The sequence below is a fragment of the Amycolatopsis sp. cmx-4-83 genome (genome assembly GCF_046548815.1).
GTDB lineage: Bacteria > Actinomycetota > Actinomycetes > Mycobacteriales > Pseudonocardiaceae > Amycolatopsis > Amycolatopsis pretoriensis_A.
The window spans coordinates 187,389-212,908 of sequence record NZ_JAEBEF010000005.1 but is presented as its reverse complement, the minus strand read 5'-3'; the positions used below and the strand labels follow the sequence as shown (position 1 = coordinate 212,908).

29 protein-coding genes are annotated in these 25,520 nt (G+C 72.1%); 15 read left to right on the top strand and 14 right to left on the bottom strand.

Annotation, left to right across the window (positions count from 1 at the left end; genetic code table 11):
• Positions 1-66: 66 nt before the first annotated feature.
• From ACLJQM_RS16710 to ACLJQM_RS16695, 4 genes are read left to right on the top strand one after another with little or no spacing between them, the layout of a single operon-like run.
• Positions 67-558: an SRPBCC family protein gene (locus ACLJQM_RS16710; protein ID WP_360766212.1), complete on the top strand. Its 492-nt coding sequence runs from the start codon at positions 67-69 to the stop codon at positions 556-558.
• A complete protein-coding gene (locus tag ACLJQM_RS16705; protein ID WP_410631956.1) occupies positions 555-1,580 on the top strand; it encodes an LLM class flavin-dependent oxidoreductase in 1,026 nt (341 codons plus the stop codon). Before ACLJQM_RS16710 ends, ACLJQM_RS16705 begins: the two co-directional genes overlap by 4 nt.
• An 11-nt stretch (positions 1,581-1,591) precedes the next feature.
• Positions 1,592-3,898, top strand: a complete 2,307-nt coding sequence (locus ACLJQM_RS16700) for a molybdopterin-dependent oxidoreductase (protein ID WP_410631955.1) — start codon at positions 1,592-1,594, stop codon at positions 3,896-3,898.
• A 25-nt stretch (positions 3,899-3,923) separates the two neighbouring features.
• On the top strand, positions 3,924-4,469 hold the full coding sequence (locus tag ACLJQM_RS16695) for a dihydrofolate reductase family protein (RefSeq protein WP_410631954.1): 546 nt from the start codon (positions 3,924-3,926) through the stop codon (positions 4,467-4,469).
• Positions 4,470-4,505: 36 nt separating this feature from the next.
• Here ACLJQM_RS16695 and ACLJQM_RS16690 read toward each other — a convergent pair whose 3' ends face one another.
• Both ACLJQM_RS16690 and ACLJQM_RS16685 read right to left on the bottom strand, forming a co-directional pair.
• Entirely contained in the window at positions 4,506-4,745 is a 240-nt protein-coding gene (locus ACLJQM_RS16690; protein ID WP_410631953.1) for a hypothetical protein, read from the bottom strand.
• Complete coding sequence (locus ACLJQM_RS16685) at positions 4,715-6,241, bottom strand: AMP-binding protein (protein ID WP_410631952.1); 1,527 nt, start codon at positions 6,239-6,241, stop codon at positions 4,715-4,717. Before ACLJQM_RS16685 ends, ACLJQM_RS16690 begins: the two co-directional genes overlap by 31 nt.
• 61 nt (positions 6,242-6,302) lie before the next feature.
• Here ACLJQM_RS16685 and ACLJQM_RS16680 point away from each other — a divergent pair, with 61 nt between their 5' ends.
• Both ACLJQM_RS16680 and ACLJQM_RS16675 read left to right on the top strand, forming a co-directional pair.
• A complete protein-coding gene (locus ACLJQM_RS16680; protein ID WP_410631951.1) occupies positions 6,303-7,130 on the top strand; it encodes a hypothetical protein in 828 nt (275 codons plus the stop codon).
• Between the two features lie 177 nt (positions 7,131-7,307).
• Positions 7,308-8,024, top strand: coding sequence for a nitroreductase/quinone reductase family protein (locus ACLJQM_RS16675; protein WP_410631950.1), 717 nt, complete (start codon positions 7,308-7,310; stop codon positions 8,022-8,024).
• Here ACLJQM_RS16675 and ACLJQM_RS16670 read toward each other — a convergent pair whose 3' ends face one another.
• From ACLJQM_RS16670 to ACLJQM_RS16650, 5 genes are all read right to left on the bottom strand, one after another.
• Entirely contained in the window at positions 8,025-8,873 is an 849-nt protein-coding gene (locus tag ACLJQM_RS16670) for an LLM class F420-dependent oxidoreductase (RefSeq protein ID WP_410631949.1), read from the bottom strand.
• Positions 8,874-8,905: 32 nt separating this feature from the next.
• Positions 8,906-9,595 (bottom strand): TetR/AcrR family transcriptional regulator, encoded by a 690-nt coding sequence (locus ACLJQM_RS16665; RefSeq protein ID WP_410631948.1) that lies wholly within the window; start codon positions 9,593-9,595, stop codon positions 8,906-8,908.
• A gap of 87 nt (positions 9,596-9,682) precedes the next feature.
• Complete coding sequence (locus tag ACLJQM_RS16660) at positions 9,683-10,606, bottom strand: phosphotransferase enzyme family protein (RefSeq protein ID WP_410631947.1); 924 nt, start codon at positions 10,604-10,606, stop codon at positions 9,683-9,685.
• A gap of 11 nt (positions 10,607-10,617) precedes the next feature.
• Entirely contained in the window at positions 10,618-11,811 is a 1,194-nt protein-coding gene (locus tag ACLJQM_RS16655; RefSeq protein WP_247019366.1) for a pyridoxal phosphate-dependent aminotransferase, read from the bottom strand.
• A 21-nt stretch (positions 11,812-11,832) separates the two neighbouring features.
• Positions 11,833-12,741 (bottom strand): hypothetical protein, encoded by a 909-nt coding sequence (locus ACLJQM_RS16650; protein WP_410631946.1) that lies wholly within the window; start codon positions 12,739-12,741, stop codon positions 11,833-11,835.
• Positions 12,742-12,920: 179 nt separating this feature from the next.
• Here ACLJQM_RS16650 and ACLJQM_RS16645 point away from each other — a divergent pair, with 179 nt between their 5' ends.
• From ACLJQM_RS16645 to ACLJQM_RS16635, 3 genes are all read left to right on the top strand, one after another.
• On the top strand, positions 12,921-13,220 hold the full coding sequence (locus tag ACLJQM_RS16645) for a YciI family protein (RefSeq protein WP_410631945.1): 300 nt from the start codon (positions 12,921-12,923) through the stop codon (positions 13,218-13,220).
• Positions 13,221-13,339: 119 nt separating this feature from the next.
• Positions 13,340-13,954 (top strand): dihydropteroate synthase, encoded by a 615-nt coding sequence (locus tag ACLJQM_RS16640; protein ID WP_410631944.1) that lies wholly within the window; start codon positions 13,340-13,342, stop codon positions 13,952-13,954.
• A complete protein-coding gene (locus ACLJQM_RS16635) occupies positions 13,951-14,688 on the top strand; it encodes a dihydrofolate reductase family protein (RefSeq protein ID WP_410632184.1) in 738 nt (245 codons plus the stop codon). Before ACLJQM_RS16640 ends, ACLJQM_RS16635 begins: the two co-directional genes overlap by 4 nt.
• Positions 14,689-14,705: 17 nt before the next feature.
• Here the strand turns inward: ACLJQM_RS16635 and ACLJQM_RS16630 are convergent, their stop codons facing one another.
• Positions 14,706-15,695, bottom strand: coding sequence for an RNA polymerase subunit sigma-70 (locus tag ACLJQM_RS16630; RefSeq protein ID WP_410631943.1), 990 nt, complete (start codon positions 15,693-15,695; stop codon positions 14,706-14,708).
• An 88-nt stretch (positions 15,696-15,783) separates the two neighbouring features.
• On the opposite strand from ACLJQM_RS16630, the gene ACLJQM_RS16625 reads away from it, so the two are divergent.
• Positions 15,784-16,245, top strand: coding sequence for a YdeI/OmpD-associated family protein (locus ACLJQM_RS16625; protein WP_410631942.1), 462 nt, complete (start codon positions 15,784-15,786; stop codon positions 16,243-16,245).
• Here the strand turns inward: ACLJQM_RS16625 and ACLJQM_RS16620 are convergent.
• Positions 16,211-17,686: an amidase gene (locus tag ACLJQM_RS16620; protein ID WP_410631941.1), complete on the bottom strand. Its 1,476-nt coding sequence runs from the start codon at positions 17,684-17,686 to the stop codon at positions 16,211-16,213. The two genes, ACLJQM_RS16625 and ACLJQM_RS16620, sit on opposite strands and share 35 nt — an antisense overlap.
• A gap of 113 nt (positions 17,687-17,799) precedes the next feature.
• Between ACLJQM_RS16620 and ACLJQM_RS16615 the strand changes: the two genes are divergently transcribed.
• Both ACLJQM_RS16615 and ACLJQM_RS16610 read left to right on the top strand, forming a co-directional pair.
• Positions 17,800-18,102: a hypothetical protein gene (locus tag ACLJQM_RS16615; RefSeq protein ID WP_410631940.1), complete on the top strand. Its 303-nt coding sequence runs from the start codon at positions 17,800-17,802 to the stop codon at positions 18,100-18,102.
• 7 nt (positions 18,103-18,109) lie between these two features.
• On the top strand, positions 18,110-18,286 hold the full coding sequence (locus ACLJQM_RS16610) for a hypothetical protein (protein WP_410631939.1): 177 nt from the start codon (positions 18,110-18,112) through the stop codon (positions 18,284-18,286).
• Positions 18,287-18,329: 43 nt separating this feature from the next.
• Here ACLJQM_RS16610 and ACLJQM_RS16605 read toward each other — a convergent pair whose 3' ends face one another.
• Positions 18,330-19,409, bottom strand: coding sequence for a DUF5937 family protein (locus tag ACLJQM_RS16605; RefSeq protein WP_410631938.1), 1,080 nt, complete (start codon positions 19,407-19,409; stop codon positions 18,330-18,332).
• A gap of 99 nt (positions 19,410-19,508) precedes the next feature.
• Between ACLJQM_RS16605 and ACLJQM_RS16600 the strand changes: the two genes are divergently transcribed.
• Entirely contained in the window at positions 19,509-20,729 is a 1,221-nt protein-coding gene (locus tag ACLJQM_RS16600) for an MFS transporter (RefSeq protein ID WP_410631937.1), read from the top strand.
• Here ACLJQM_RS16600 and ACLJQM_RS16595 read toward each other — a convergent pair.
• Entirely contained in the window at positions 20,686-21,264 is a 579-nt protein-coding gene (locus tag ACLJQM_RS16595) for a CGNR zinc finger domain-containing protein (RefSeq protein ID WP_410631936.1), read from the bottom strand. The two genes, ACLJQM_RS16600 and ACLJQM_RS16595, sit on opposite strands and share 44 nt — an antisense overlap.
• 83 nt (positions 21,265-21,347) lie before the next feature.
• On the opposite strand from ACLJQM_RS16595, the gene ACLJQM_RS16590 reads away from it, so the two are divergent.
• Positions 21,348-22,535 (top strand): epoxide hydrolase family protein, encoded by a 1,188-nt coding sequence (locus ACLJQM_RS16590; RefSeq protein ID WP_410631935.1) that lies wholly within the window; start codon positions 21,348-21,350, stop codon positions 22,533-22,535.
• On the opposite strand, the gene ACLJQM_RS16585 is transcribed toward ACLJQM_RS16590, so the two are convergent.
• From ACLJQM_RS16585 to ACLJQM_RS16575, 3 genes are all read right to left on the bottom strand, one after another.
• Positions 22,497-22,892: an NUDIX hydrolase gene (locus tag ACLJQM_RS16585; protein WP_360765772.1), complete on the bottom strand. Its 396-nt coding sequence runs from the start codon at positions 22,890-22,892 to the stop codon at positions 22,497-22,499. The genes ACLJQM_RS16590 and ACLJQM_RS16585 overlap by 39 nt on opposite strands.
• 16 nt (positions 22,893-22,908) lie before the next feature.
• A complete protein-coding gene (locus ACLJQM_RS16580) occupies positions 22,909-24,576 on the bottom strand; it encodes a hypothetical protein (RefSeq protein WP_360765775.1) in 1,668 nt (555 codons plus the stop codon).
• 76 nt (positions 24,577-24,652) lie between these two features.
• Positions 24,653-25,012, bottom strand: coding sequence for a VOC family protein (locus tag ACLJQM_RS16575; protein ID WP_410631934.1), 360 nt, complete (start codon positions 25,010-25,012; stop codon positions 24,653-24,655).
• Between the two features lie 260 nt (positions 25,013-25,272).
• On the opposite strand from ACLJQM_RS16575, the gene ACLJQM_RS16570 reads away from it, so the two are divergent.
• Positions 25,273-25,449 carry a hypothetical protein gene (locus ACLJQM_RS16570; protein WP_360765778.1) on the top strand — a complete coding sequence of 59 codons (177 nt, stop codon included), beginning with the start codon at positions 25,273-25,275 and terminating at the stop codon, positions 25,447-25,449.
• The last annotated feature ends 71 nt before the right edge of the window (positions 25,450-25,520 follow it).

The following is a 25,520-nucleotide window of genomic DNA, read 5'->3' as shown; positions in this document are numbered from 1 at the left end:
TGACAGCGTAGGTCTATCTACGCAACTATCGTGGTCAGGCGGCTCTTCGAGAGGGGTGCGACCACGATGGAGTGGACCGGCGCGAGGTACGCCGACCTGCCGACGGCCGAGGTTTCGACCTGGATCGACGCCGTGCCCGAGGACGTCTGGCCGGTCGTTTCGGACATCGCGCTGATGCCCGAGCTGAGCGCCGAGCTCCAGTCCGTCGAGTGGTGCGAAGTCGGGCGCAAGTTCCTCGGCCGCAGCAAGCACGACGCCTTCGGCGAGTGGGAGACCACCTCGTACGTCGTCGAGTGCGAGGCCCCGCGCGTGTTCTCGTGGGCCGTCGCCGACCCGGCCGAGCCGAGCGCGGTCTGGAAGTTCACCCTCGAACCCGACGGCGGCGGCACCCGGCTGAGCCAGTGGGTGCGGATGGGGCCCGGCCGGTCCGGGCTGTCCTTCGCCATCGACCGGATGCCCGAAAAGGAACAGAAGATCGTCTTCGTCCGGCTGCGCGAGTTCGAGACGGCGATGGCCGGCAACCTCGCCGCGATCAAGGACCGGGTGGAGAACCGGTGAGGACCGCGACCACCGTCGAGTTCTCGAAGGACACCCGCGAGACGGTCGACTTCGTGCTGGAGGCGGAAAAACTCGGCCTCGACGTCTGCTGGGTCGCCGAAGCCTGGGGTGCCGACGCGCCGTCCGCGCTCGGCTACCTCGCCGCGCGCACCGGCCGGATCCGGCTCGGGTCGGGCATCATCCAGCTCGGCACCCGCACGCCGGTCGCGATCGCGCAGGCCGCGCTCACCCTCGCCGACCTGTCCGGCGGCCGGTTCGCGCTCGGGCTCGGCGCGTCCGGGCCGCAGGTCGTCGAAGGCCTGCACGGCGTCCCGTTCGCGAAACCGTTGACGCGCATGCGGGAGACCGTCGAGATCATCCGCCAGGTGTTCGCCGGCGAGAAGGTTTCCTTTTCCGGCAGGGCGTTCGAGATCCCGCTGCCCGGGGAGGCGCGGCCGATGCGGCTGTCGACCGCGCCGAACCCGGACATCCCGATCTACCTCGCGACGCTGTCGCCGAAGCTCCTCGAGCTCACCGGCGAGGTCGCGGACGGCTGGCTCGGCACCAGTTTCGTCCCCGAAGGTGCCGAGGCGTACTTCGGCCCGCTCGACGCCGGACTCGCGAAGGCCGGCCGGAAGCGGGCGGACATCGACGTCTGCCAAGGCGCCGAAGTCGCGTTCGCCGACGACGAAGCCGCACTGCGCGCGCTGGTCGGCAGCCGCAAGAAGGAACTCGCCTTCAGCCTCGGCGGGATGGGCTCGGCCACCACGAACTTCTACAACAACGCCTACAGCCGCCAGGGCTGGGCGGACGTCGCCGCCGAGGTCCGGGAACGCTGGCAGGGCGGGGATCGCGACGGCGCCGCCGCGCTCGTCACCGACGAAATGGTGCTCGGCACGACATTGATCGGCACCGAGGACATGGTGCGGGACCGGCTGCGCGTCTGGCGCGAAACCGGCGTCGACACCGTCCGGCTGTACCCGGCCGGCGAAACGCTCGAAGCGCGCTTGAGCACCCTCGGCCGCGCGCTCGACCTGCTGTGAAGGGAACCGCCATGGGCGAGTGGCAGCGCACCGCGTGCAGCCTCTGCTACCTCAACTGCGGCCTGGAGGTGCAGGTCGAGGGGCGGAAGATCACGCGCGTCCGCGGGGACAAGGCGCACCCGCGCTCCGCCGGGTACCTCTGCCAGAAAGCGCAGCGCCTGACCTGGTACGGCGACCACGACGACCGCTTGACGACGCCGCTGCGCCGTCGTCCGGACGGCACGCACGAGCCGATCGACTGGGACACCGCGCTTTCCGAGATCGCCGCCAAGCTGCGCGCGATCCGGGACGCCGACACCGCGGCCGGGCGGCCCGGCTCGTTCGCCTACGTCGGCGGGGGCGGCCAGGGCAACCACTCCGGCGGCGCATACGGCGCTTCACTGCTGAAGTGGATGAACTCGACGCGTCACTTCAACGCGCTTTCGCAGGAGAAGACCGGCGACTTCTGGGTCAACGGGCAGCTGTTCGGCTCGGCGCTCGTGCACACCGCCGAGGACGTCGAGCACTGCGACCTGCTGGTGGTGCTCGGCTGCAACCCGTGGCAGGCACACGGGTTCAGCAACGCGCGGCACGCGCTCAACACGTTGAAGAACGACCCCGCGCGCCGGATGATCGTGATCGACCCGCGGCGCACCGAGACCGCCGAGATGGCCGACCTGCACCTGCCGCTGCGGCCGGGCACCGACGCCTACCTGCTGGGCGCGATCCTGGCGTTGCTGCTCGAACGCGGTGGCGCGGACGAGGAATTCCTGGCCCAGCGCACCGAAGGTTTCGACGACGTCGCCGCCGTCCTGGCGAAAGTGCCGGTGGACGCCTGGATCGCGCACGCCGAAGTGTCCCGTGTGGACGTCGAGCACGCGGTCGAGCTGATCCTGGCGGCGGAAGCGATGACCGTGCGCGTCGAGCTGGGGATCCAGCAGGGGCGGCACTCGACGCTCAACAGCTACCTCGAAAAGCTGCTGTACCTGCTGACCGGGAACTTCGGGCGGCGCGGCACGAACAACCTGCACTCGTGGTTGCTGCCGCTGTGGGGTTCGGGGAGCGGGAAGCGGTCGGAGATCACCGGGTTCGAGTACATCGGCGGGCTGCTGCCGGCGAACACGCTGGCCGAGGAGATCCTCGCCGACCACCCGAACCGCGTCCGCGCGCTCTGGGTGGAGTCGTCGAACCCCGCCAACACCTTCGCGGGGACGCGGGAGGTCGAACGCGCCATCCGCGCCGCCGAGCTGTCCGTGGTCGTCGACATCGCCTACACCGAAACGGCCGCGCTGGCGGAATACGTGCTGCCGGCCGCGTCGCAGCACGAAAAGTGGGAGTTCACGCTCTTCACGTTCGAATGGCCGACCAACTACTTCCAGCTGCGGCCGCCGTTGCTGGACCCGTTGCCGGGCACGCTCGTCGAAGCGGAGATCTACACGCGGTTGTTCGACGCGCTCGGCGTGCTGCCGCCGTCGGACGTGCTGGCTTCGCTGGCGCTCGGCCCGCGGTCCGAGGTGCAGGCGGGGATCGGTGCGCTGGTCCAGGCGATGCCGGAGCGGGCGGCGATCCTGCCGGTGCTGCTCTACCGGACGCTGGGGGCTTCGCTGCCCGGCGGCGCCGCGTCGATCGCGCCGCTGTGGGCGGGGTGCCACCGCGCGGCGAAGACGATGACCGTGCCGGTGCAGCGCGCGCTGGGCAGCACTTCGACCGGCTCGGAGCTCGGCGAGGAGCTCTTCGACCGCATTTTGGCCGGGCCGACGCCGTTTTCCGCGCACGAGCAGGACGAAGTGTGGAGCCTGCTGCGGCGCCCGAAGGTCCGGCTGGCGGTGCCGGAGTTGCTGGACTGGCTGACCGCGCTCGACCCGGCGGCCGAGGCGGCGGACCCCGCGTTCCCGTTTTCGCTGCTCAACGGGCAGCGCCGGGCGCACAACGCGAACCAGATCCTGCGCGACCCGCGCTGGCGCCGCACCGACCCGGATGGCGCGTTGCGGGCGCGTCCGGAGGAACTGGCGTCGATCGGTGCGGTGCCGGGGGATTGGGTGGCGGTCGTGACGCCGGCGGGACGCGTGGTCGTGCGCGCCGAGGCCGATCCGGGGATGCGGCCGGGACAGCTGGCGCTGCCGCACGGTTATGGCATGGCGCACCCGGCCGCGGACGGTGGCCGGGTGGTGAGCGGGCCGCGGATCAACCTGCTGACCGATGCGCTGGACCGGGACCCGATCGCGGGGACGCCGCACCACAAGGACGTCCCGGCGCGGTTGGCGGTGGTGACGGCGGAGGAACGGGCGCGGGCGGAAGCGGACAGCGCGCGGGTGCGCGTCGCCAGTGGACGGTCTTAGCGGTTCGCCGGTTTATAGTGGGCCGATGCGGAAGATCGTCGCGAACCTGTTCATTTCCCTCGACGGCGTCGTCGAAGCGCCCGACAAGTGGTCGCTGAAGTACTGGAGTGACGAGATCGGACAGGCGGTCGGCGGCGGGATGGCCGCGGCCGACGCGATGTTGCTCGGGCGCGTCACCTACGAAGGGTTCGCCGAGGCGTGGCCCGGGCGGACCGTCGAGGACGACGAAGGCGCCGAATTCATGAACAACGTGCGGAAGTACGTGCTGTCGTCGACGTTGTCCGAGGTCACCTGGAACAACTCGGTTCTGCTGACCGGCGACCCGGCCGAGGCGGTGCGGGCGCTGAAGGCCGAGGCGGGTGGGGACATCATGACCAGCGGCAGCACCACGGCGGTGCGGTGGCTGCTGGCCGAAGGCCTGGTCGACGAGCTGAACCTGCTGCTGTACCCGATCGTCGTGGGGCGCGGGCGGCGGCTGTTCCCCGACGAAGGTCCGTCGTTTCCGTTGCGGCTGGCGAAATCGGCCACGTTCTCCAACGGCGTCGTCCAGCTGACCTACGTTCCCGAGTGATTTCGCCGGAGCCAAGGGACGCCGCCGGCTGGTCCGTCAGCGCTGGAAGCCCTTCGGGTCGGCCAGGTAGCGGTCCAGCTCCGGGTCCTCGTGCAGCTCCGTGAACCCGCCCTCGACCACCCAGCCCGGCCCCAGCTCCGCCAGGTTGTCCAGCTCCGCGCGCAGCCCCTCGCTGAGGGGCAGCGCGGCGAGGTCGGCCGGGCCCACCTCGGCCCACAGCACGACGCCGTTGTCGAAGAAGAACCTCAGTTCACCTGGCGCGACCGGCCCTGCCAAAACGGCTCCCGCAGCTTGAACTTCTGGATCTTCCCCGTCGCCGTCCGGGGGAGCTCGGCCAGGAACTCCACCCGCTTGGGGCACTTGTACCCGGCCAAGTACGAGCGGCAGTGCTTGATCAGGTCGTCCGAAGTCACCGGCGAGCCGTCCGTGACGACCAAAGCCGTCACCAGTTCGCCCCACTTTTCGTCCGGGATGCCGATCACCGCGGCCTCGCGGACCGCCGGGTGCGAGTTCAAGGCGTCCTCCACCTCGATCGACGACACGTTCTCGCCGCCCGAGATGATCACGTCCTTCTTGCGGTCCGCGATCGTCAGGTAACCCTCTTCGAACGTGCCGCCGTCGCCCGTGTGGAACCAGTTTCCCTCCTGGACGCGGGCCGTCTCCTCGGGGTTCTCCCAGTAGCCGTCCAGGTTGTGGTTCGACCGCGCGAGGACCTCGCCGTCGGTGTCGACGTCGATGCGGACGCCCAGGGCCGGCGTGCCCGCGCGGCCGAGCAGGCGGGCCTGCTCGTGCGGGTCGAGGTCGGCCCACTCGCTGCGCATGCGGTTGACCGTCAGCAGCGGGGCCGTCTCGGTCAGGCCGTAGATCTGGATGAACTCCCAGCCCAGCTCGGCGCGCACCCGCTCGATCGTGCGCGTCGGCGGGGGTGCGCCGGCCACCACGATCCGGACGCGGTCGCGGCCCGGGATCTCGCCCTCCCAGGTCGCCGCGCCGTCCAGGGCCGCCGTCACCACCGCCGGGGCCGCGCACAGGATCGTCACGCCGTGCTCCTCGATGCGCCGCAGGATCTCGGTGCCGTCGACCTTGCGCAGCACGATGTGCCGCCCGCCGAGGCCGGTCACCGCGTACGGCATGCCCCAGCCGTTGCAGTGGAACATCGGGAGGGTGTGGAGCAGGACGTCGTTGTCGCTCAACGTCGTGTGCAGGCCGAACACCACCGCGTTCAGCCAGATGTTGCGGCGCGTGAGCTGGACGCCCTTGGGCCGCGCGGTCGTGCCGGAGGTGTAGTTGACGGTCGCCGTGGCGGACTCGTCGCCGTCCCAGGGCCGGGGGACGCCGTCGCCGCCCCAGAGGGCGTCGTCGTCGCGGCCGAGGACGAACACGTGCTTCGCCGTCACCGTGTCGAGCAGGTGTTCCAGCTCCGGGTCGACGATCAGCACCTCCGCACCGGAGTGCTCCACGATGTACTTGACCTCGGCCGGTGCCAGCCGGAAGTTCACCGGCACCAGGATCCGGCCCCAGCCGGACACGCCGAAGAACGACACGAGCAGCCGCGCGGCGTTGTGCGACACCATCGCGACGCGCCCGCCGGGCGGCACGCCCAGCGCGTCCAGGTGCGCGGCCTGCGCCCGCGCCCGCTTCGCGACCTCGCGGTAGGTGAGCGAACCCCAGCTCGGCGCCGGCTGGTCCGGCTCGTCGACCACCGCGACGCGGTCCGGGTACACCGTTTCCGCGCGGTCGAGGAAGTCCCGGACACCCAGATCGAAGAACATGCCCCCGATGATGACTCTTCGCAGGTGCTCGCACCAGTCCGATGTGGTTCGCTGGAGCACGATGGACTTGGACACGGTGGCCGGCGAGCTCTACGGGGGTGACCTCGCGGAGTTCGTCAGCGCGCGCAACGCCGCCGCGAAGGCCGCCAAGGCCGAGGGGGACGCCGAGCTCGCGAAGCAGATCAAGGAGCTGCGGAAGCCGACGACGGCCGCGGCGATCGTCAACCGGCTGGCGCGGGAAGACGACAGCCGGCTGCGGGAGCTCGCCGAGCTGGGCGAGGAGCTGCGGGACGCGCACACCCGGCTCGCCGGCGACGACCTGCGCGCGCTGACCCGGCGCCGCGGTGAGCTCGTGCGGCGGATCGTGCACGGGCTGCCGTCGATGAGCGACACCGTGTCCCGCGAGGTCGAGGCGACGCTCGAAGCCGTCGCGGCCGATCCGGACACTGCCGCGCTCGCGGTCGCCGGGCGCCTGACGTCGGTCGCGCACCAGGACACCGACCAGTGGTTCACCCTCGCCGCCACCGTGCCGCCCGCCACCGGGAAGCGGTCGAAGAAGCTGGTGGACCAGGCCGAGCCGGCGAAGCCGAAGCGCGATCACCGCCGTGAGGAAGAGGAGCGGGCGCGGGCCCGCGCCGAACGCGACCGCCTGCGCAAGGAAGCCGCCGAACTGGCGAAGGAGCGCGCGGTCGTCGAGCGCGACCTCGTCCGCACGCAGCGGGCGGCCGAGCAGGCGACCGCGCGGGTCGAGGACCTGCGCACGCGGCTTGCCGAAGCCGAGGAACGCGCCGAGCGCGCGACGGCCGAGTTCGAGCAGGCGAAGGAAAGCTACGAACAGGCCGACGCCGCCGCCAACGAGGCGCAGAAAGCCGCCGACGCCGCGCGCTGATCCCGTGCTACTGTGCGGATGCGCCCCGGATGGGCCTACGCACGGAGGTAGTGGCTACTCAGCCCCCTTGAGATCGACACGTTCTGCCTTTCCCCGGCAGGAGTGTGCCCTCCGCGCGCCCCAATTCCGTGTCGGCTCACGGCCTCCGGTGATTTCCCTTCATCGGAAAGGACCAGCTTGATCCAGCTCACCACGACCGGTGCCCGCACGGGCCGGCCGCACCGGGTTCCCCTGGGGGACTTGACGATCGACGGCCGGCTCGTCGTCGTGGCTTCGGCGATGGGGTCGCCGAAGCACCCCGCCTGGTACCACAACATCCGCCACAACCCTTTGGTCACCGTGGAAACCGGCACGGAGACGTTCGAGGCGATGGCCGCGCTCCCGCCGGACCGCGACGCGTTGTTCGCCGCGGTGGTCGAGCGGGAACCGGGGTTCGCGGCCTACCAGGCGCGAACGACCCGGATCCTGCCCGTGGTCGAGCTGCACCGGCTCGACGACGGCCGTCGCCTGGGCGATTGGCTCGTCGAGGTGCACGACTGGTTCCGCGCCGAGCTGCGGGACCTGCGGGGCGGGGAATCGCGGCGCTTGAGCACGAAGTGTTCCGGCTTCTGCACCGCGCTCACCCGCCACCACACCGGGGAAGGCACGGCGATCTTCCCCATGCTCGCCGCGCGCTTCCCGGCGCTCGCGCCCGCGTTGGCGAAGCTCGGCGAGGAGCACGCCGTCGTCGCGCTGCTGCAGGAGGAGATCCAGCGGCTCGTGGACGAAGAAAGCGATCCTGCGCGGCTACGCGCCGAGCTCGACCGGCTCGCGTCCGAATTGGAAGGTCACTTCGCCTACGAGGAGCGCACGATCGTCAAGGCGCTGAACGCGCTGGCCCCGGCACCGGACTGATCAGAGCAGCACCTCGGCCAGCTGCCGCTGGTGCACCAGTTCGACGTCGGGGGACGGGCCGAGCACCTGCACCGCCACGTGGTCCGCGCCGGCGTCCACATGGGACCGCAGGTCCTTCGCGATCGTCTCCGGTGAGCCGTGGCGGACGAGGTCGTCGATGAGGCGGTCGCTGCCGCCACCCGCGACGTCGGCCTCCGGGTAGCCGTGGCGCCGCAGGTTGGTCACGTAGTTCCGCAGGCCCAGGTACGGGTTCTGGACGTACGGGCGGCCGATGGCGCGCGCGGCCACCGGGTCGGTGTCGACGACCACCTTCTGCTCGGGGGCGAGCAGCTTGCCGGGGCCGAGGATCGACCGGGCGTGCCGCGTGTGCGCCACCGGGACCAGGTACGGGTGCGCGCCCGCGGTGCGCTCGGCGGCCAGCTTCAGCACGCGGTCGCCGAGCGCGGCGAGGATCCGGGCGCCGGTCGGGACGCCGGCCGCGTCGAGCCGGTCGAGGTAGTCGACGATCTTGTCGTAGGGGCTGCGGTACTCGGTCACCGACTCGGGGTGGCCGACGCCGACGCCCAGCAGCAAGCGCTTTCCGTAGCGGCCGGCGAGCCGGTGGTAGGACGCCGCCAGGGTTTCCGGCTCGTCGACCCACATGTTGACGATCGCCGTCGCCACGGTGATCCGCTCGGTCGACGCGAGCACGTCTTCGACGAACGCGAGGTCGCCGACCGAGTTCCGGCCGGTGCCGAGCCAGACCGCGCCGTAGCCGAGCCCGTCCGCCGCGATCGCCTGCTCCTTCCGGGCCGCGTCGTCGCGGTGCGGGGCGAGGAACAGGCCGAACTGCTTCACTACACTTGTCATAGACGTCAATGTAGCGAATGTAGCGCTCAGCGTCAGCCCGCGATCCGGTGCAGCCACTCCCGCAGCATCTGACGCTCGGTGGTCGTCAGCGCGTCGACGTCTTCCGCGAGCGCGGTCGACAAAGCGACAGCCAGTGCGCCGACGGAAGAGCCGCCGGTCGGTTCGTCCGCGAGCAGCCCGGCCAGCACGGACTCCCTGACCTGCGCGGACATCGCCGGGTCGCGGTCGTCCTCGGGCTGGGCGATCAGGCTCAACGTGACGCCGCTGTTGGCCGCCGCGAACTGCCGCGCGGCCTCCGCGGCCTCGACGCGCAACCGGCCTTCGCGCGCCAGCGGCGTGAACAGCTCCAGCAGCAGCGCTTCCGCGCTCGAGGTGAGGTTGCACGGCACGCCCGGCTCGATCTGGCCGTAGAGCAGCACGTAGAACGCAGGGTGCGCCAGGCCGTACTCGACGTGCCGGTCCCAGCCCGCGCGGATCCGGGCCACCGGGTCGCCGCCGGCGTCCGGGGCCTGGACGTACTGCGTGAAGCCGTAGTTCACGACCGCGTCGAGCAGGCCCTGCTTGCTGCCGAAGTGGTGGTAGAGCGTGGGGGCCTGGACGCCGGCGCGCTCGCAGATCGCCCGCGTCGACACCGGTCCGTCGCCGGCCTCGTGCAGCAGCTGACCCGCGGCCAGCAGCAGGCGGTCGCGGGTACTGGTGGCGTTGCTCGATCGTCCGGCCATGTAGCAATTGTAACGCCGCCCTGTAACGCCGTAGCTTTCCCTATGAAAGTGGCGCGCACTTTCACGTGAAAGTGCGCGTTGGCGGGGTCAGCGGAGGCGTAGCTGGACGCGGCGGAGGCCGGCGAACGCGGCCAGCACCAGCGGGTCGGTCGTCGCGGCGGCCGGGCGGACCGAGCGGTAGCCGTCCAGTAGTGCCTCCCGCAGTTCTTCTCGCTGTGGCAGGTGCCGGAGCTCGGCGAGGGTCACCGCCAGGTCGTAGGCGTAGTGCCCGAACCCGCAGTCGTCGAAGTCGATCGCCCGCACCCGGCCGCGGTGGAACAGGTAGTTCTCCTGGCGCAGGTCGCCGTGCACCAGGCCGAACGCGTCGGCGCCGAAACCCAGCTCCGCCCGCACCGCGCGGGCGCGGGCGACCGCGTCGCGGATCCGCTCGTCGCCCGTCCGCGCGACCGCCCGGTCGACGACCGCCGGGGAGAAGCCGTCCACCTGCGTGCGGCCGAACTCGGTGAGGTCGTCGACGCGGCCGCGGTCGAGGCCGTTCATCCGCGCGCCGTGCAGGTGCAGCCGCGCGGTGAACTCGCCGAGCGCGTACAGCTGCGGCGGGCTGAGCCGCTCGTCGACGAACCGGCCGTCGACCCAGTGGCAGAGCACGCACGTGCGGGGTTCCGGCACCGCCGGGTCGGCGACCACGGCGATCAGGTCCCGCTCGCGCGTGGGCACCGGCCGCGGGACGACGAGGTCGGTTTCGCGGCACAACGCGGCGAGCCACGCCATCTCGGACCGCACCCGCGCCGGCCCCGGCCCGTCCGGGCGCTGCACGCGCAGGACGTACCGGTGGCCGTCCGCGCCGTCGACGCGGAACGCCGTGTTGAGCCCGTGCGCCAGCGGGGTCAGCCGGGCCACCGGCACGGCGTAGGCGGTCAACGCCGCTTCGGCGAGCCGGCGCAGGCGGCGCGTGCGGCCGGCGCGGTCGAGTTCGGCGAACGGCCGGGTGTTCGCCTGGAAGTCGGCCATCGCCCAGGTGCTCAGCTGATCGACCGTTCCGGTTCGCGGGAGTGCGAGACGAGCTCGATCGCCGGCGTCGCGTGCCGCCCGCCGCCGAGCCGCTCGACCCCGCGCAGCCCTTCGACCAGCCGCTCGACCTCGGTGTCCGGCCGCACCCCGAAGCGCATGAACTGGCTGGTCATGCCGATCTTGTTGCCGCACTGGCGCACCAGGAGGTGGTGCTCGGCGAGCAGGTATTCGCACAGCTCGGCGCCGTCGACCGAGCCGGGCAGCTTGACGAGCAGGAAGTTCGCCTGCGACGGGTAGACCGTCAGTTCCTGGAACTGGTTCAGCTGCGAATTCATCATGAACCGGTCGAGCGCGAGCTTCTTGAGGCTTTCCTCGTATTCCGCGCGGCGCTCGGCGAGCATGAAGATCACGGTTTCGGCGAGCGAGTTCAGGTTCCACTTCGGCAGCGCACCGGACAGCTTGCGCGTCAACGCCGGGTTCGACACCTGGTAGCCGAACCGGATCCCGTGCAGCCCGAAGTTCTTTCCGAGGCTCTTCAGCACGATCACGTTCGGCCGGACGACGGCTTCCGCGGCCACCGACGCGTTCATCTCCACCTCGACGAAGTCGATGAACGATTCGTCGATCACCACCAGGTCGAGGTCTTCGAGGGCGTCCATGAACCGGATGACTTCGCGGCGGGACAGGTAGCCGCCGTCGGGGTTGTTCGGGTTGCACAGCACCGCGACCCGGGAACCGCGGCGCTTGATGAAGTCGAGGTACTCGTCCACGCGCAGCTCGAAGTTGTTCGCTTCCTTGAGCACGAACATGTCGACGCGCTTGCCGGTTTCCAGCGGCTGGTCGGTCCAGCGGCCGAACGTCGGGATCGGCACCGCGACGCTGGACCCGACCAGCAGCTGGTCGATCCAGGTGATCAGCTCGGTCGAGCCGTTGGCGAGTGAGATCGTCGACGGGTTGAGCCGCAGCACGCTCGCCAGCTGCGCGGTGATCGCGCCGGAATCGCTCGGGTAGAACTTGAGGATCGTGCGGAGGTTGCGCTCCAGCTCGCCGAACATCTCGTCGGTGGGGAAGTAGGGGTTGCAGGGGATGCAGAAGTCCGCGAGGTCGTCGGCGTGCTGCCCCATCGCCCTCGCCACGGAGAAGAACGACGGGCTGTGGGCTTGGCCCTGCTGGAAGAGGCCCCTGGTGGTCGTACCGTGCCGCACGCGTGTTCTCCGTCCGCCGCTTTACCGGCCCCTTGCCTTCCCATCGCCAACACGTACGGATCGGGAACGCGGTTCACCGCCGCTCAGCGCGTAGCCGCCGGTGCCGGCCAGCACGAGGGCGGCCAGCGCGGAAAGGGCCATGACCGGCAGCGGGGCGGCGAAGGGATCCGTGCCGGTGAAGGACTCGACGCCGATGACGGCGGTCAGCACGGCGTCGGCGGCGACGGCCACCTTCACCACGAGCAGGCGGTGCGCCTCGGGCCAGCGGGTGAACCGCAGCAGCCAGGCCAGCCCGGGCAGCACGAGGATCGCGTGCATCGCGACCGCGTGCAACGGCTTGAGCGCGCCCGCCGTCGTGTAGGCCAGCTGCGGGTCGCCGCCGCGGGCCGCCACGACGCCGCGGCCGATCATCACCGCGCCGGTGGCCAGCGCGACGAGCAGCACGAGGAGGCCGGCGCGGACGGCCAGGCGCAGGCTCGGCGCGGCCGGTCCCGGCTCGACCAGCGCGGCGGCCGTGAAGCCGATGACGACCACGATGAGCACGCCGCCGCCCGCGGCGAGCGTCATCGAAACGACGTTGTCGAACGGCGTCTCGAAGTTGAAGTGCGACGGCACCCCGCGCCAGGCCTGCATGCTGACCAGGACGACTTCGACGACGCTCGCGGCGGTGAAGGCGCCGAGCAGCGCGGCGCGCCACCGGGCGCGGAGGGTGAGGAACGACGTCGTCCACGCGACCGACGCCAGCGTCAGCCCGAAGGACAGGCCGAACGTGACGGCCTTGCGCAGCGACAGCGGCCCCAGCCACGAGCCGCCGGTGGCGAGCAGCGCGACCGCGTGCCCGGCGCCGCTGAGGAACAACGCCGCGCCGACGACGTAGGCGACGCGTTCGGCCCGCCGTCCGTCGTGCCAGATCCTCGTCAGTGCGTTCATGGTCTGAAGTGTCGCGCGCCGGCGAAGCCGCCGCGTCGGCTCTGCGGCGACACCGCGTCGTACGACAACGGGCGTACGGCAACCGGCGAGAATGTCGAAAAAGTGTTGGTAAAGGAATTCTCTTTTTCTTGACCGGAACTTCGGGTGCGCGGTGGCCGCCGGAGTTCTACCATCGAATCATGTACATCGCACTGCTGACCTACACAGCGCCCGAAACAGAAGTCGACTACGCGCTCCCGGACCATTCGAAGTGGGTGCGCAAACAATTCACGAAAGGACTGTTCCTGGTTTGCGGAAAAGGTAGCGGCGCCGCCGACCACGTGATACTGACCCGCCCGATGCTGCGGGGCAAGCTCGACGCCGTGCTCGCCAGCGACCCGTTCGTGGTCCAGCGCCTCGCCCGGTACGACGTCATCGAGTTCGCCGCCACCCGCACGGCGCAGGAACTGCAGGCGATCAACGAGGCGCTCGCCTCCTGAGGAAGTCCGTCGAAAGTCGGGTGGCCCGGCGACGGTGCCCCGCCACCTGACGGCGAAGGGTGTTGCCCTGCCTGCTCGCTTATGATCGCGAAGCACGGATGTCCAGCAGGGAGCACGCGATGAGAACCCCCGACCTCGTCTTCCGGGGCCGCCGGTCGAGCAGTGACCACGCGCTGGTGCTGGCCGTGGTGCAGGTGCTCCCGGAGCCCGACGCGGCGAGGGAGGCGGTCACGAGCGCCGTCGCGGACGGCGCCGACCTGGTGGGTTTCGCCGGAACCGGCGTCGAACCCCTGGTCGCGTGGGCCCGAGCGACTTTTCCCGGCCTCGTCCTGGCGGTCGACACCGCGGACGCTTCGGTCGCGGCGGCCTGTTGTGGGGCGGGCGCCGACCTGATCCTCGCGCGAGCCGACCTCGTCGACGTCGCGGCCCGGTACGGCGCGGGTTACGCCGGCCCGTCGGTGTCCGACGCGGTCGCGCGCGGGGTGCCCGCCGAGGGGGCCGTCCTCGACGTGGGAGTGGTGCGCGAAGCGCCGTCGCTGCCGTCGGACGTGCCGGTGCTGGCCGCAGTCGCGGGCGACGGCACCCCGGCCGGGCTGGCGCTGGCGGCGCTGACGGCGTCGGCCGGCGCGGCGATCCTCCGCACGGCGCACCCGCGCGCGACGCGGCACGTGGCCGAGATGGCGGCGAGCATCGCGGGCACCCGCCCGCCGGCGAAGGCGGTCCGGTGGGAGTGATCCGGCAGGTCTGGCCGGCCGGGCGCGACCTCGCCGACGCGGACCTCGAGCAGCTGTACGCCTACCCGGCCGACCCGCGCTGGGTGGCGGTGAACTTCGTGTCGAGCGCGGACGGCGCGATCACGGTCGACGGCGTGTCGGGGGCTCTCTCGACGCCCGCGGACCGGATCGTCTACCGCCTCGGCAACGACCTGGCCGACGTCGTCCTGGTGGGCGCGGGGACGGCGGTGGCGGAGGGGTTTGAGGGCATGCGCCCGGACGAGCGGACGGCCGAGCGCCGCCGCCGGTTCGGGCTGGCCCCGATCGCGCCGGTGGCGGTGGTGACTTCCGGCCGTTCGTTGCCGGCGGACGCCCCGGTGATCACGAAAGCCGCGGTCCCGACGCTGGTGTTCACGTCCGCGGCGGCCCCGGCGTCGTTGCGCGCCGCGTGGGCGTCGAACGGCGCGCGGGTGTTCGTGGTGGACGGGGTCTCGGGCGTGGTTTCGACGTTGGTGGCCGAGGGTCTGGGCCGCATCGACTGCGAGGGCGGGCCGAAGCTGTTCGGCTCACTGATCGAGGCGGGCGTGGTCGACGAGTTCCGGTTGACGGTGGCGCCGTTCCTGGTGGCGGGGACGTCGAGCCGCGCCGCTGTCGGCGGGGTGGTGGATCCGGCGGGGCTGGAGCTGGCCTCGGTGCTGACGGACGGGGCGAGCGTGCTGTTGCGGTACCTGGTGAAACGAGCTCCGGGCGGCTGACGACCTCTTCGCCGGCTTCACCTGCCCGTCGGTGCCGTCTCGGTGACCGCCGGCAGGCGCTCCGGTAGGCCGAGCCGCGGGAAGCGGTCGGCGTGGAACGTGGTGATCTCCGCGATCGCCCCGCCCGCGACGCGCAGGACGTCGATCGTCAGCGGCAGGTACGCGCCCTCTTTCTCCCGCCAGAGGTAGAAGGCGACGGCGGGCTGCCGGTTCACCGGCGTGGGGACCGCGCGCAGGCCCTTCATGCTCTCGAAACCGTCCTCGCGCCAGTCGTCCACGACCGCGGCGCGGCCGATCCGCAGGCCCGGGGTGGGCGGCATCGAGCAGCGGACGTCGTCGCGCAGCAGGGCGGCGAGCGCGTCGATGTCCGTGGCGACGCTGGCGTCGGTGAAGCGTCGGACCAGTTCGCGCGTGCCGGCGTCCTCCTCGCCGCTCGTCCAGTCCCGGCGCTCGGCGGGCAGGTGCGCCCGCAGGCCGGCGCGGGCCCGCTGCAGTGCGCTGTTCACGGAGTTGACGGAGTCCCCGAGCAGCTCCCCGACGTCCTTCGCGGGCCAGCCGAGCACGTCACGCAGGATCAGCACGGCCCGCGGCCGCGGCGCCAGGTGCTGGACGGCGACCAGGTAGGCCAGCTCGATCGTCTCCCGCGCGACGGCGACGGCCTCGGGTTCGTCCGCGCCGCCCGCGGGCAGCTCGTCGAGCAGCCGGTCGGGGTAGGGCTGCAGCCACCGCACCTCGCCGCCGGTCGCGGGCTCCGGGCGGCACTTGGCCAGCAGGTCCAGGCAGGCGTTGGTGGCGATCCGGTAGAGCCAGGCCCGGAACGTCGACCGCCCCTCGAAGGTCTCCCGCCGCCGCCAGGCGCGCAGGAACGTCTCCTGCACGGTGTCCTCGGCGTCCTCGAAGGACCCGAGCATCCGGTAGCAGTGCACGTGCAGCTCCCGCCGGTGCCGCTCCGCCAGCCCGGTGAAGGCCGGCTCGTCGACCTGGGCCAGGTCCTCCGGTGCGCTCATCTCGGTCATCCTTCCGCTCGTGGTGTCCGGTCGAAAGGTGAGACGGGGAGAGGCCCGAGAACTCATCACGCGCGGCTAGCATCGGGGCATGCGGCGGCAGCGCTTCACCGGGACGATCACGACCGGCCCCCGGGGCCGGGTGTACCTGCCGGTGCCGTTCGACCCGGACGAGGTGTGGACCCGCAAGGACACCCACCACGTCACCGGCACCGTCGGCGGGCGCAAGGTCCGCGGTCCGCTCGGCCGCTTCGGCACCGACCTCGGCCTGGGACTGGGCGAGGCGTGGCGGCGGGACAACGGCCTCGGGGCGGGCGACCGGGTCGACGCGGAACTGGCGCCGGAGGGCCCGCAGCGCCAGGACCTGGCCGACGACATCGTGGCGGCGCTGGCGGCGAGCCCGGCGGCCAAGGCGTTCTTCGACTCGCTCGCGACGTTCTACCGCAAGGGTTACCTGCGCTGGATCGACGCGACGACCCGCCGCCCCGACGTCCGCGCGGCCCGCATCGCCGAACTGGTCACGTTGCTGGAGCAGGGGAAGAAACAGCGTTGAACCGCCGACCGGGCTCCGGGGGCCGGAAGCCGCCGATGCGCTGTTCGAGCAGTTCGGCCAGCCGGAGCGGGGTGCGGTCCTCGAAGGCCGGGCCGATGAGCTGGACGCCGACCGGCAGGCCCTCCGGCGACCGGCCCGCGGGGACGGCCGTGGCGGGCAGGCCGGGCATGGTGGCCAGGCCGGCCCAGACCAGCTGGTCGAAGTACGGGTGCTCGGCGCCGTCGATGGCGATGCGCCGCTCCATCGGGTTGGGGTGGTGGTCGTGCGGGAACGCCGGTGTCGGCGTGATCGGGCAGACGACCGCGTCGAACTCCGCGAACAGCTGCCGCCAGCCGTGGCGGTGGGCCTCGCGGCGGTTGTTCGCCTCGAGCCAGTCGCGGTGGCTGAACTCCATGGCGTCCAGCCGGACGGCGTCGAGACCGGTGGCGCGGGCCTTCAGCTGTGCCGGCGACTCGATGGGGAAACGCGCGATCGCGCCCGAAATCAGCAACTGCATATAGAGCGTCGCGGCTTCGGTCAGGTCGGGCAGCAGCGGGCTGTGCCGTTCGACGCGGGCGCCGCCGTCGGCGAGCGCGGTGGCCACGCGGTGCACGGCCGCCCGCACGGCGGACCCGACCGGCAGGAGCGGGTGGTCGTCGAGGACCAGGACCCGGAAGTCGCCGAGCCGCTCGTGGCGGGCGGGCGGCAGCGTCAGGTCGTACGCCTTGCCGAGCGTCAGCGGGTCCGGGCCGGCCATGACGTCGAGCAGGAGCGTGAGGTCGCGGGCGGTGCGCGCCATCGGGCCGACGACGGCGAGGTCGAGCTCGACCGGCAGGGCCGGCTCGGACGGCGCGACCATGCCGCGGTTGGCCACCAGCCCGAGCGTCGGCTTGTGCGCGTACACCCCGCAGAAGTGCGCGGGGGTGCGCAGCGAGCCGGCGAGGTCGGAGCCGAGGGACAGCGCGCCGAACCCGGACGCCAGCGCCGCCGCCGATCCACCGGAGGAGCCGCCCGCCGTGCGGTCGCGGTCCCACGGGTTGGTGGTGGTGCCGTAGAGGTCGTTGAAGCTCTGGATGTCCTGCAGCCCCAACGGGACGTTGGTCTTGCCGAGCACCACCGCGCCCGCGGCCTTGAGCCGCGCCACCTGCACCGCGTCCGCGGCCGGCCGGTGGTCGCGGTGCGCCGGCAGGCCCCAGGTCGTGGGCAGCCCGGCGACGTCGTAGGACTCCTTGACCGTCACCGGAACGCCGAGCAGCGGCCGGTCCTCACCCCGCGCGCGGGCCTGGTCGGCCTGGCGCGCGGCGGCCCGCGCACGGTCGAAGTCGGGCACGCAGATCGCGTTGACCACCTCGTCGTCACGTTCGATCCGGGCGATCGCCTCGTCGGTCAGTTCCCCTGATGTCACGGCACCGGTGCGCAACGCGGCAATGAGTTCTTCGGCTGATCGAAAGCTCCATTCCATGGCGGCGAAGCTAACGGCCTGCTCGAGGAGCCACGAAATGCCGGTTCGCGCAATGGGTGGCGGGAAGGTGCGCTCCACCTGGGACGCCACGAAATGCCGCGTGGTGCAACGGGATGGACGTCACGGCGTGGTCGAATGGTGCGTGCTCGAAGCTTGGTTCGACCGGCACCGGCCGTCCACGATCCGCGCCCGGCGTCACGGTCGCGTTGTGGGCGGCGGAGCCGGACCTGGCGGAGCTGACAGCGCGGCCGGAGGGCCCGGAACGCAACGCGATCGTGTACGACTCCACCGGGACGCCGCTGCTCGAAGGGACGCTTGGTGACGGCATCGAGCACGTGCGGACTTCGGCTGGGGTGAGCCGGAAGGCCCGCCGCCGGTGGGCGCGAGCGGGCTGGTGCGCTTCTCCGCCGCGCTGACGCGGGAATGGGAGTTCTCGACGCAGAACGCTTCCAGGTGACCGGCGAGCACCTGCTCGCCGACCCGGACGGGAAGCCGCTGCCGGCGGGAACGCGGGTCGTCGGCAGGGGACCGGACTTGCACGCGATCGCGGGCGAGAACTGGTGGCGGCTCGGTCTCGAGGACCTCGAAGGCGCCCGCTGACCGGGCCGGGAACCACGGCACCTGACCCGCTTCGACGGGCCGCTCACCGCAAGACGGCCGCCAGCAGGTCGGAGCCCAGCGTCCGCAGTTCGGCCAGCTTGACCGAGTAGCGGACGTACCGGCCCTCCCGTCGTCCGGTCAGCAGGCCCGCGCGGCGCAGGACGGTGAGGTGGCGGGAAACCTCCGGCGGCGAAAGCTCCCAGGCGCGGGCCAGCTCTCCCGTGGTGTGCGGCCCGCGGGCCAGCGTGCGGAGCAGGCGCAGCCGGACCGGGTGGGCGAGGGCCGCCAGCCGGAGCGTCACCGTCTCCAGGGGCACCGGCTCCGGCGGGTCCGGCTCGGCGACCGGGTACTGCACCACCGGCGGCCACCCGCGCGCGTGGATCGCCACCAGGTGGGGGTGGCCGAAGACGCTGGGGATGAACACGACCCCGGCGGCGGTGGTCGCGTTGTCCTGCAGCTTGTCCACGACGATGCCGCCGCCGTCCGGGGACGGGGTGACCGAGCCGGAGACCGACGCGAGGGCCGCCGCGATGCCCTGGTGCCGGAGCAGGTCGTTCTTCCGGCGCAGGTCCGCGGTGAGCTGCGGGGCGACGCCGGCCCACGCGGCGTCGAAGAAGGCCTCGGCGCACTGTTCGAGGGTGTGCCGCACCCGTGCCCGCACGGCCGCCGGGTCGGCGAGCAGCCGTTCCGCGAAGGCCTCCTGGCGGGCGCCGCGGGCTTGGGCGAGGTCCAGGGCCCGCTCTCGTGCCGTCGCGTCCGCGAGCGGGGACGGGGCACCGAAGTGGACGCGGTTGTTGCCGCACGTGGTGATCAGCGCGGCCGTCACGTAGGTCTCGTCGTCGATCCGGTCCACCTCGTCCAGTTCCTCGGCGAGTGCCGGGCGGGGACGGGCGGGGACCAGGAAGTCCGCCCGCGACGAACGCCAGAGGAACTCCGCCTCCCGGAGCCGCTCGGCCAGTTCCGGCCGCAGCCCGGCCCAGACGTCCGCGGCCCAGCCGGCGAGCCGCGGGTGGTGCGCGGGTTCGGCCAGGACGTGCAGCATCGCGGTCAGCTCGGCCAGCGGCGAGACGGCGAACCGCAGCCGCTCGGCCGGCGGGCCGCTGAGGGCGATCTTCAGCGTCATCCCCGCATTCTCGCTGGTCCGCCGCTCGGCGACCGCATCGGTTGACGGTGTTCGTCAACCGGCGCGGCGAAACCGGCGCTCGGCCGCACGGTGGACGCCATGACGACCAAGATCCGCCCGCGCGCCCTCGTCCGGGCTTCCGGCGGCCCGCGCTACGCCGTCGCCCTGGCCGTGGACGCGCTCGGCACCGGCCTGCTGCGGCCCTTCCTGCTGCTCTACGGGGTGCTGGTGCTCGGGCTGTCCGCACCGGTCACCGGCCTCGCCATGACGGCCGGCGTCGTGGTGGCGCTGGTGGCCATGCCCGCGGTCGGGCGGTGGCTGGACCGGGGCGCGCGCAGCACGGTCGTGGCGGCGTCGATGCTGGTGCGGGTGGTGGGCGCGGCGCTGCTGGTGGCCGCCCCGGCGGGGTACGTCTGGCCGTTCGCGGCCGCGGCGCTCTTCCTCGGCCTCGGCAACCAGGCATGGCCGGCCGCCCACGCGGCGCTCGTCGCGACGGTCGCCCACGGACGGGAACGCGACGCCGCGCTCGCGGGAGCCCGCGCCCTGCGCAACGCCGGCCTGGGTGCCGGTGCGCTCCTCGCCACGGCGTGCCTGGCGGGCGGTACCGCCGCCGTTCAGGCGTCGGCCGCGTTCACCGGGCTCGCCTACCTCGTCGCGGCGATCCTGGCGTGGTCGGTGCACGTCCGCGCGCAGCCGGCCGATACCCCGGCCGCCGGGCCCGCACCGCGGATGCGCGCGCTCCTGGCCGCCAACGTGGTCTACGTCTTCTGCCTCAACGTCCCCGAAATCGCGCTCCCGCTGGTCCTGGTGACCCGGCTGCACGCGTCCCCGGTGTGGTCGGCGGCCACCTTCGTGGCCAACACGGTGCTGGTGGTCGTCCTGCAGGTCCCGGTCACCGTCCTGTTGTCCCGCTTCCCCCGGCGGACCGTGCTGGCGTTCGGCGGCGTGGTGCTGGCCGTGTCCTACCTCGGTTTCCTCGGGGCCACCTCACTGGGTGACGGCTGGGGTGCGCCGGCCGTCGCCGCGGTGTCGGTGGTCTGCACGGTCGGCGAGATCGTCTACGCCGGCAGCGCCACGGCCCTCGTCACCGCCCTCGCCCCGGCTCAGGTGCTGGGCCGCGCTCTGGCTCGCTTCCAGCTCTCCACGGGCTTCGGCCTCGCTGTCTCCCCGGCGGTCATCACCGCGCTCGCCGCCCGTGGCCCGGCCGCTCTCTGGGGCAGCCTCGCCGCCGCCACGCTCGTCTCCGCCTCCGCGGTCGTGAGTGGGAAACAGTGTTCTAACCCTGTTTCGCCCTCACGACCCGGCGGCGGCCGGCGTTGAAGCGCGCTTTCTTCTGCCGGTTCCCGCACGTGTTCATGTCGCACCACCGGCGGCTGCGGCTCTGGCTGGTGTCGAAGAAAGCCGCCCGGCAGGTCGGCGACGCGCACAAGGCCAGCTTTCCGTCCCGTTCGCCCGCGACGATGCTGATCGCGTCGGCCGCGATCACGCCGAGGGCGTCTTCCACACCGGTCGCCGGGCCGAGCCGCCAGATCCGCTTTCCTTCGGGCGTCAGGAAAGCCGCCGCCCGGCCCTGGGCGCTGCGGGCGTTCAGGACTTCGACGGCGGCCGCGGGGAGGGGCTCATCGAGGGCCGCCGCGGTCGCCGTGGCGTGGATCGACTCCCGCAGTTCGCGCGCGAGGGCGAGCTGGGCCGGGGTGCAGGACGGCACGGCGAGGCCGCTGACCGCCAGCCAGTCGGCGAGGCGGTGCGGGGTCGGGATGCGCTCCACGGCGTCGCCCTGACGCTCGGTCAGCGTCGCCGTGAAGCTGGTCGCCAGGACGCTGCCGAGGCGGAAGTCGGGGTGCTCAGCACGCATGGAACCAGCTTAGCCGGTTGCCCGCGGCCGTGGTGGCGTGTTAGAACCGTCTAAGCCGGTTCACTCTCGACCGAGGAGGTCTCATGCCCACCAGCGACGTCCACGCCTTCGAAGCCCGCGCGACCGACGCCGACCTCGACGAACTGCGTGCGCGGCTAGCCGCCGCGCGATTACCCGAAGCCGAGACCGTCGACGGCTCGCGCCGGTGGGACCAGGGCGTTCCGCTCGCCGATCTCGCCGAGGTCGTGGACTACTGGCGCACCGGGTACGACTGGCGAGCGTTCGAAGCGCGCCTCGACCGGATCGGGCAGTTCCGCACGACCGTCGGCGGGCTGGGAATCCACTTCCTGCACCGCCGATCCGCGCGTGCCGACGCCACGCCGCTGCTCCTCACGCACGGCTGGCCGGGCAGCGTCGCCGAGTTCGTCGACGTCGTGGCCGAGCTGGCCGACCCGGAAGACGCGGCCGCGCCGGCGTTCCACGTCGTGGCGCCCTCGCTGCCGGGCTTCGGTTACAGCGACAAACCGGCCACGACCGGGTGGGGAACCGAGAAGATCGCGGCCGCGTGGGTGGAGCTGATGGGCCGGCTCGGCTACCGCGAGTTCCTCGCGCACGGCGGCGACTGGGGCGGCAACATCACCACGGTGCTCGCCGGCCGGTTCCCGGCGCACGTCCTCGGTATCCACACGACGTTCGCGGAGGGGCCGCCCGGGCTGCCGGCGGACGGGCTGACGGCGCTCGAGCGGAAGTGGGCCGAGGAGACGCGCGACTTCTGGCACAACCGTGCGGCGTACGCGAAGCAGCAGGCGACGCGGCCGCAGACCATCGGCTATTCGCTCGTCGACTCACCGGTCGGGCTGCTCGCCTGGATCCTCGACAAGTTCGCCGAGTGGTCGGACACCGAAGACAGCCCGTTCGAGCGGATCTCCCGCGACCGGATCCTCGACGACGTCACCCTGTACTGGCTGACGCGGACCGGCGCGTCGGCGGCCCGCATCTACTACGAGAGCCACAACTCGCTCGATCCCGAACTCCGGGTCGACGTCCCGGCCGCGATCACCATGTACCCGCGCGACATCGAGAAGTGCCCGCGTCCGTGGGCGCGGGAGCGGTACCGGCGGATCGTCCGGTGGTGCTCGCCCGAAGCCGGGGGACACTTCCCGTCGCTGGAAGTGCCCGGATACTTCGTCGGGGATCTGCGCGAGGGCCTCGCCGCGGTGCTGGCCGCCCGGTCAGGACGGACCGAGCAGTCGCCGGAAGTGGTCCGGTAGCGGCAGTTCCCGGGCTTCCGCCGGCGTCAGCCACGCGAAGTCGTCGTGCTCCGCCGGGTTGAGCACGACCTCGCCGGTGCCGGTTTCCTCTGTCGTGTAAACGAAAGCGTGGATCCGCAGGTCGCGGCCCGCGATGTCCGGCCACGAATCCCGCGCCAGCTCCCCGGTGACGCGAACCCGCAAACCGGTTTCCTCCACCGCTTCCCGGACCGCCGTCGTCTCGAACGGCTCGCCCGGCTCGGCCGTCCCGCCCGGCAGTTCCCACTCGCCCGCGCGGAACACCCCGGCCGTGCGGCGGAGGAACAGCACCCGCTCGCCGCGCGGGATCCAGCAGTACGCCAGGTTCTTTTCCGTCATGAGCGCCGATTCTCGCTCAGTTGGTCTTCGACGTCGGCAGGTGGGCGCCCAGATAACCGACATACACCCGGCCCGTGCGGTCCGTGTCGTCCAGGAAGTGCAGGCGCGGCGCCGGTGCTTTGAAGCGCTCCAAGGCGATGTGGGCACCGAAGTAGTCGCGGCCCGCCGGGTTGGTGCGGGGGTCGACGCGGAACGTCCTGGCCTGGCGGAGCCGTTCGTTCGTGGTCACCGTGTCGGACTCGGCCAAGGCGATGATGTTGGCGCTGATCAGGGAACCCGGCTGGCCGGTGCGGGCGAACGCGAGGACGTCCGACAGCTCGGGGCCGGGGTCCTGGCCCGCGTCGAGCAACGACGTGCGCGCGCTCGCGTACGCGTCGAGGGTCCGCAGCGCGTCCCACGCCTTGCGGCGCCAGGCCGCGGCTTTCGGGTGGTGGTCGAGGATCGCGGCCGGCGCCGGTTCCGCCGTGAGCACGAGGTGCGCGAGCGACGCCGCCGCCTTGACCAGCTCGGCGAAGCTGGAGAACTCCTCCGGCGGGCGGCCGGCGGCGGCCACTTCGTCGTCCGCGTCGTGGTGGCGGGCGAGGCGGCCCGCCAGCAACCCGTTGACGCGCCTGAGTTCGTCGCGTTCGGCTTCGGTCTCCTCAAATTCGCGCGCGTAGTCGTCCACCGTCGCCTGCAGCTGCGCGAGCTGCTCGCGCAGGCACCCGACTTCGGTCGCGGAGACGTCCTCGAGCCGGCTGCGCAGCGCCTTCACCTCGCAGGCGTGGCGATCGCGCTCTTCGGCGTGGGCCTTGGCCTTCTTCCGCAGGATCGTGATCACCCGGCGGGCCTCGGCCAGCTCGCGCTCGGCCCGGTCGAGCTTCTCGGTCAGGCCGGCGTCCGGCTCGCGCTCCGGCGAGACGAACGGATCGGCCGCGTACCAGGCCCGCACGCTCGCCACGTCGGCCCACTCCTCTGGCAGCGGTGTCCGGCCGCGCGCCTGGATGAGCTGCGTGATCGCGCCTTCGAGGGCTTCGCCGTTCACCGGGCTGGCCGTCTCGACGAAGTCCGGGAGCTGGTCGCACGGCGGCGCGTACAGTCGCGCGCCCGCCGGGACCGCGCAGCCGAGGGGGACGTTCCGGTTGAGCGTGCGGCGGAAGCGGTCGTCGACGTCGAAGACGTTGACCAGCCCGGCCCAGCCCGCGACCGGCACCGTCGGCGGCTCGGCGAGCACCAGCACCGCCGACGTCCGCCACGGCGCCACCAGCGCCTCGCCCAGCAGGTCGGCGAGGTGGTCGCACTCCTCGCGGGACCAGCCGCGCATGGCCAGCACCGGGGTTTCGATCGGGATTTCGTCGTGGCCGCTCGCGCCCAGCTCCTCCAGCCCGATCCGGTGCGCGGGCGCGACGTGGCAGCTGCGCCACGGCCGCGTGCACGCCGCGGCCAGCAACCACGTCACCCGATCCTCGCCGGCGCGGTAGCAGAGGGACAGGAATACCTGAACGGAGTAGCGTCCTTCGCCGTCGCCGTAAGCGAATTCGAGGTCGCACCGGCGCGATCCGCCGTCGTCGGACGAGCCGAGATCGGTGACGGTGTAGTCGTCGTGCTGCCGCTGGCGGGTGATCAGCCTGCTGCGCAAGGCGTCCAGGGGGCGTTTTCCTTCGGTGGGGACCAAGCCGTGGTGCCAGATCCGGTGCACCCCCACAGGACTCAACTCCGTTCGCCACGACCAGGACCTGAGCCGAACATAGCGGATCCTGTGACCGGTCGAACGCGGGGCGTCACCTCGTCCAGAGGCAGAACGGGTGCCCGGCGGGATCGAAGCAGACGCGCACGTCGTCCTGCGGCTGGAAGTCCGCGACGACGGCCCCGGCGGCTCGCGCGGTGGCGGTCGCTCCCTCGAGGTCGTCGACTTCGATGTCGAGGTGCAGCTGCATCTGCTGGGTGCCGTCGGCGGGCGGCCAGACGGGCGGCACGTGCCCGGTTTCGAGCTGGAACGACAGCCCGGCGCTCCCGTCGTCCGGCCGCAGCGTCACCCACTCCGGCTCATCGGTCCGGATCGGCCAGCCGAGCAGTGTCGAGTCGAACGCGGCGAGCGCGCGCGGCTCCGGCGCGCCGAGCACGGTGGAGGTCAGCTTCATGGTCGGGTGGTACCCGCGGATCCGCCCGGAATGCACGTCCGGTGTGGACGTCGTTACAGACTTCACCCTTTAGGACGTTCCCGCCGGGACGTCGAGCCTGTTCACAGCCGGTTGGGCTGACTTTCCGTAGCTAAAACCCTCCCGATCATTGCTCCGTTGTGCAACTATTGGGCCGTTCGCGGGGAGAGGGCCTCGCGACGGGGGACTCACCGTCACGGTCAGCGTCCCCATGCAGATCCCCAGGGGAGAGGAGATCGACCATGTCGACGCCCACGGACACCAAACCGGAAGAGACGCCGGAACCGATCGAGAAGGCCGGCCCGGTGGTCCCGCACCCGGAGCCCGACGAGCACGGCTGGGTCCACGTCGGGCACAAGCCCGAAACGCCGGTGGTTTCGCCCAACTGCGGCGACCCCTGCTACCAGCGCGTCAACTGAAACACCCGAGGGTGGTCGCCCGCTTGCCGATCTTTCGCCGGTAGGCGGGCTTCCTTCTGCCCTCGGCTGTG

Coding starts and splice junctions, on each gene's coding strand:
- ACLJQM_RS16710 (WP_360766212.1), top strand. CDS start 67: ATGGAGTGGACCGGCGCGAGGTACGCCGACCTGCCGACGGCCGAGGTT.
- ACLJQM_RS16700 (WP_410631955.1), top strand. CDS start 1,592: ATGGGCGAGTGGCAGCGCACCGCGTGCAGCCTCTGCTACCTCAACTGC.
- ACLJQM_RS16695 (WP_410631954.1), top strand. CDS start 3,924: ATGCGGAAGATCGTCGCGAACCTGTTCATTTCCCTCGACGGCGTCGTC.
- ACLJQM_RS16685 (WP_410631952.1), bottom strand. CDS start 6,241: ATGTTCTTCGATCTGGGTGTCCGGGACTTCCTCGACCGCGCGGAAACG.
- ACLJQM_RS16680 (WP_410631951.1), top strand. CDS start 6,303: ATGGACTTGGACACGGTGGCCGGCGAGCTCTACGGGGGTGACCTCGCG.
- ACLJQM_RS16670 (WP_410631949.1), bottom strand. CDS start 8,873: ATGACAAGTGTAGTGAAGCAGTTCGGCCTGTTCCTCGCCCCGCACCGC.
- ACLJQM_RS16665 (WP_410631948.1), bottom strand. CDS start 9,595: ATGGCCGGACGATCGAGCAACGCCACCAGTACCCGCGACCGCCTGCTG.
- ACLJQM_RS16660 (WP_410631947.1), bottom strand. CDS start 10,606: ATGGCCGACTTCCAGGCGAACACCCGGCCGTTCGCCGAACTCGACCGC.
- ACLJQM_RS16650 (WP_410631946.1), bottom strand. CDS start 12,741: ATGAACGCACTGACGAGGATCTGGCACGACGGACGGCGGGCCGAACGC.
- ACLJQM_RS16645 (WP_410631945.1), top strand. CDS start 12,921: ATGTACATCGCACTGCTGACCTACACAGCGCCCGAAACAGAAGTCGAC.
- ACLJQM_RS16640 (WP_410631944.1), top strand. CDS start 13,340: ATGAGAACCCCCGACCTCGTCTTCCGGGGCCGCCGGTCGAGCAGTGAC.
- ACLJQM_RS16630 (WP_410631943.1), bottom strand. CDS start 15,695: ATGAGCGCACCGGAGGACCTGGCCCAGGTCGACGAGCCGGCCTTCACC.
- ACLJQM_RS16625 (WP_410631942.1), top strand. CDS start 15,784: ATGCGGCGGCAGCGCTTCACCGGGACGATCACGACCGGCCCCCGGGGC.
- ACLJQM_RS16620 (WP_410631941.1), bottom strand. CDS start 17,686: ATGGAATGGAGCTTTCGATCAGCCGAAGAACTCATTGCCGCGTTGCGC.
- ACLJQM_RS16615 (WP_410631940.1), top strand. CDS start 17,800: ATGGACGTCACGGCGTGGTCGAATGGTGCGTGCTCGAAGCTTGGTTCG.
- ACLJQM_RS16610 (WP_410631939.1), top strand. CDS start 18,110: ATGGGAGTTCTCGACGCAGAACGCTTCCAGGTGACCGGCGAGCACCTG.
- ACLJQM_RS16605 (WP_410631938.1), bottom strand. CDS start 19,409: ATGACGCTGAAGATCGCCCTCAGCGGCCCGCCGGCCGAGCGGCTGCGG.
- ACLJQM_RS16600 (WP_410631937.1), top strand. CDS start 19,509: ATGACGACCAAGATCCGCCCGCGCGCCCTCGTCCGGGCTTCCGGCGGC.
- ACLJQM_RS16595 (WP_410631936.1), bottom strand. CDS start 21,264: ATGCGTGCTGAGCACCCCGACTTCCGCCTCGGCAGCGTCCTGGCGACC.
- ACLJQM_RS16590 (WP_410631935.1), top strand. CDS start 21,348: ATGCCCACCAGCGACGTCCACGCCTTCGAAGCCCGCGCGACCGACGCC.
- ACLJQM_RS16585 (WP_360765772.1), bottom strand. CDS start 22,892: ATGACGGAAAAGAACCTGGCGTACTGCTGGATCCCGCGCGGCGAGCGG.
- ACLJQM_RS16575 (WP_410631934.1), bottom strand. CDS start 25,012: ATGAAGCTGACCTCCACCGTGCTCGGCGCGCCGGAGCCGCGCGCGCTC.
- ACLJQM_RS16570 (WP_360765778.1), top strand. CDS start 25,273: ATGTCGACGCCCACGGACACCAAACCGGAAGAGACGCCGGAACCGATC.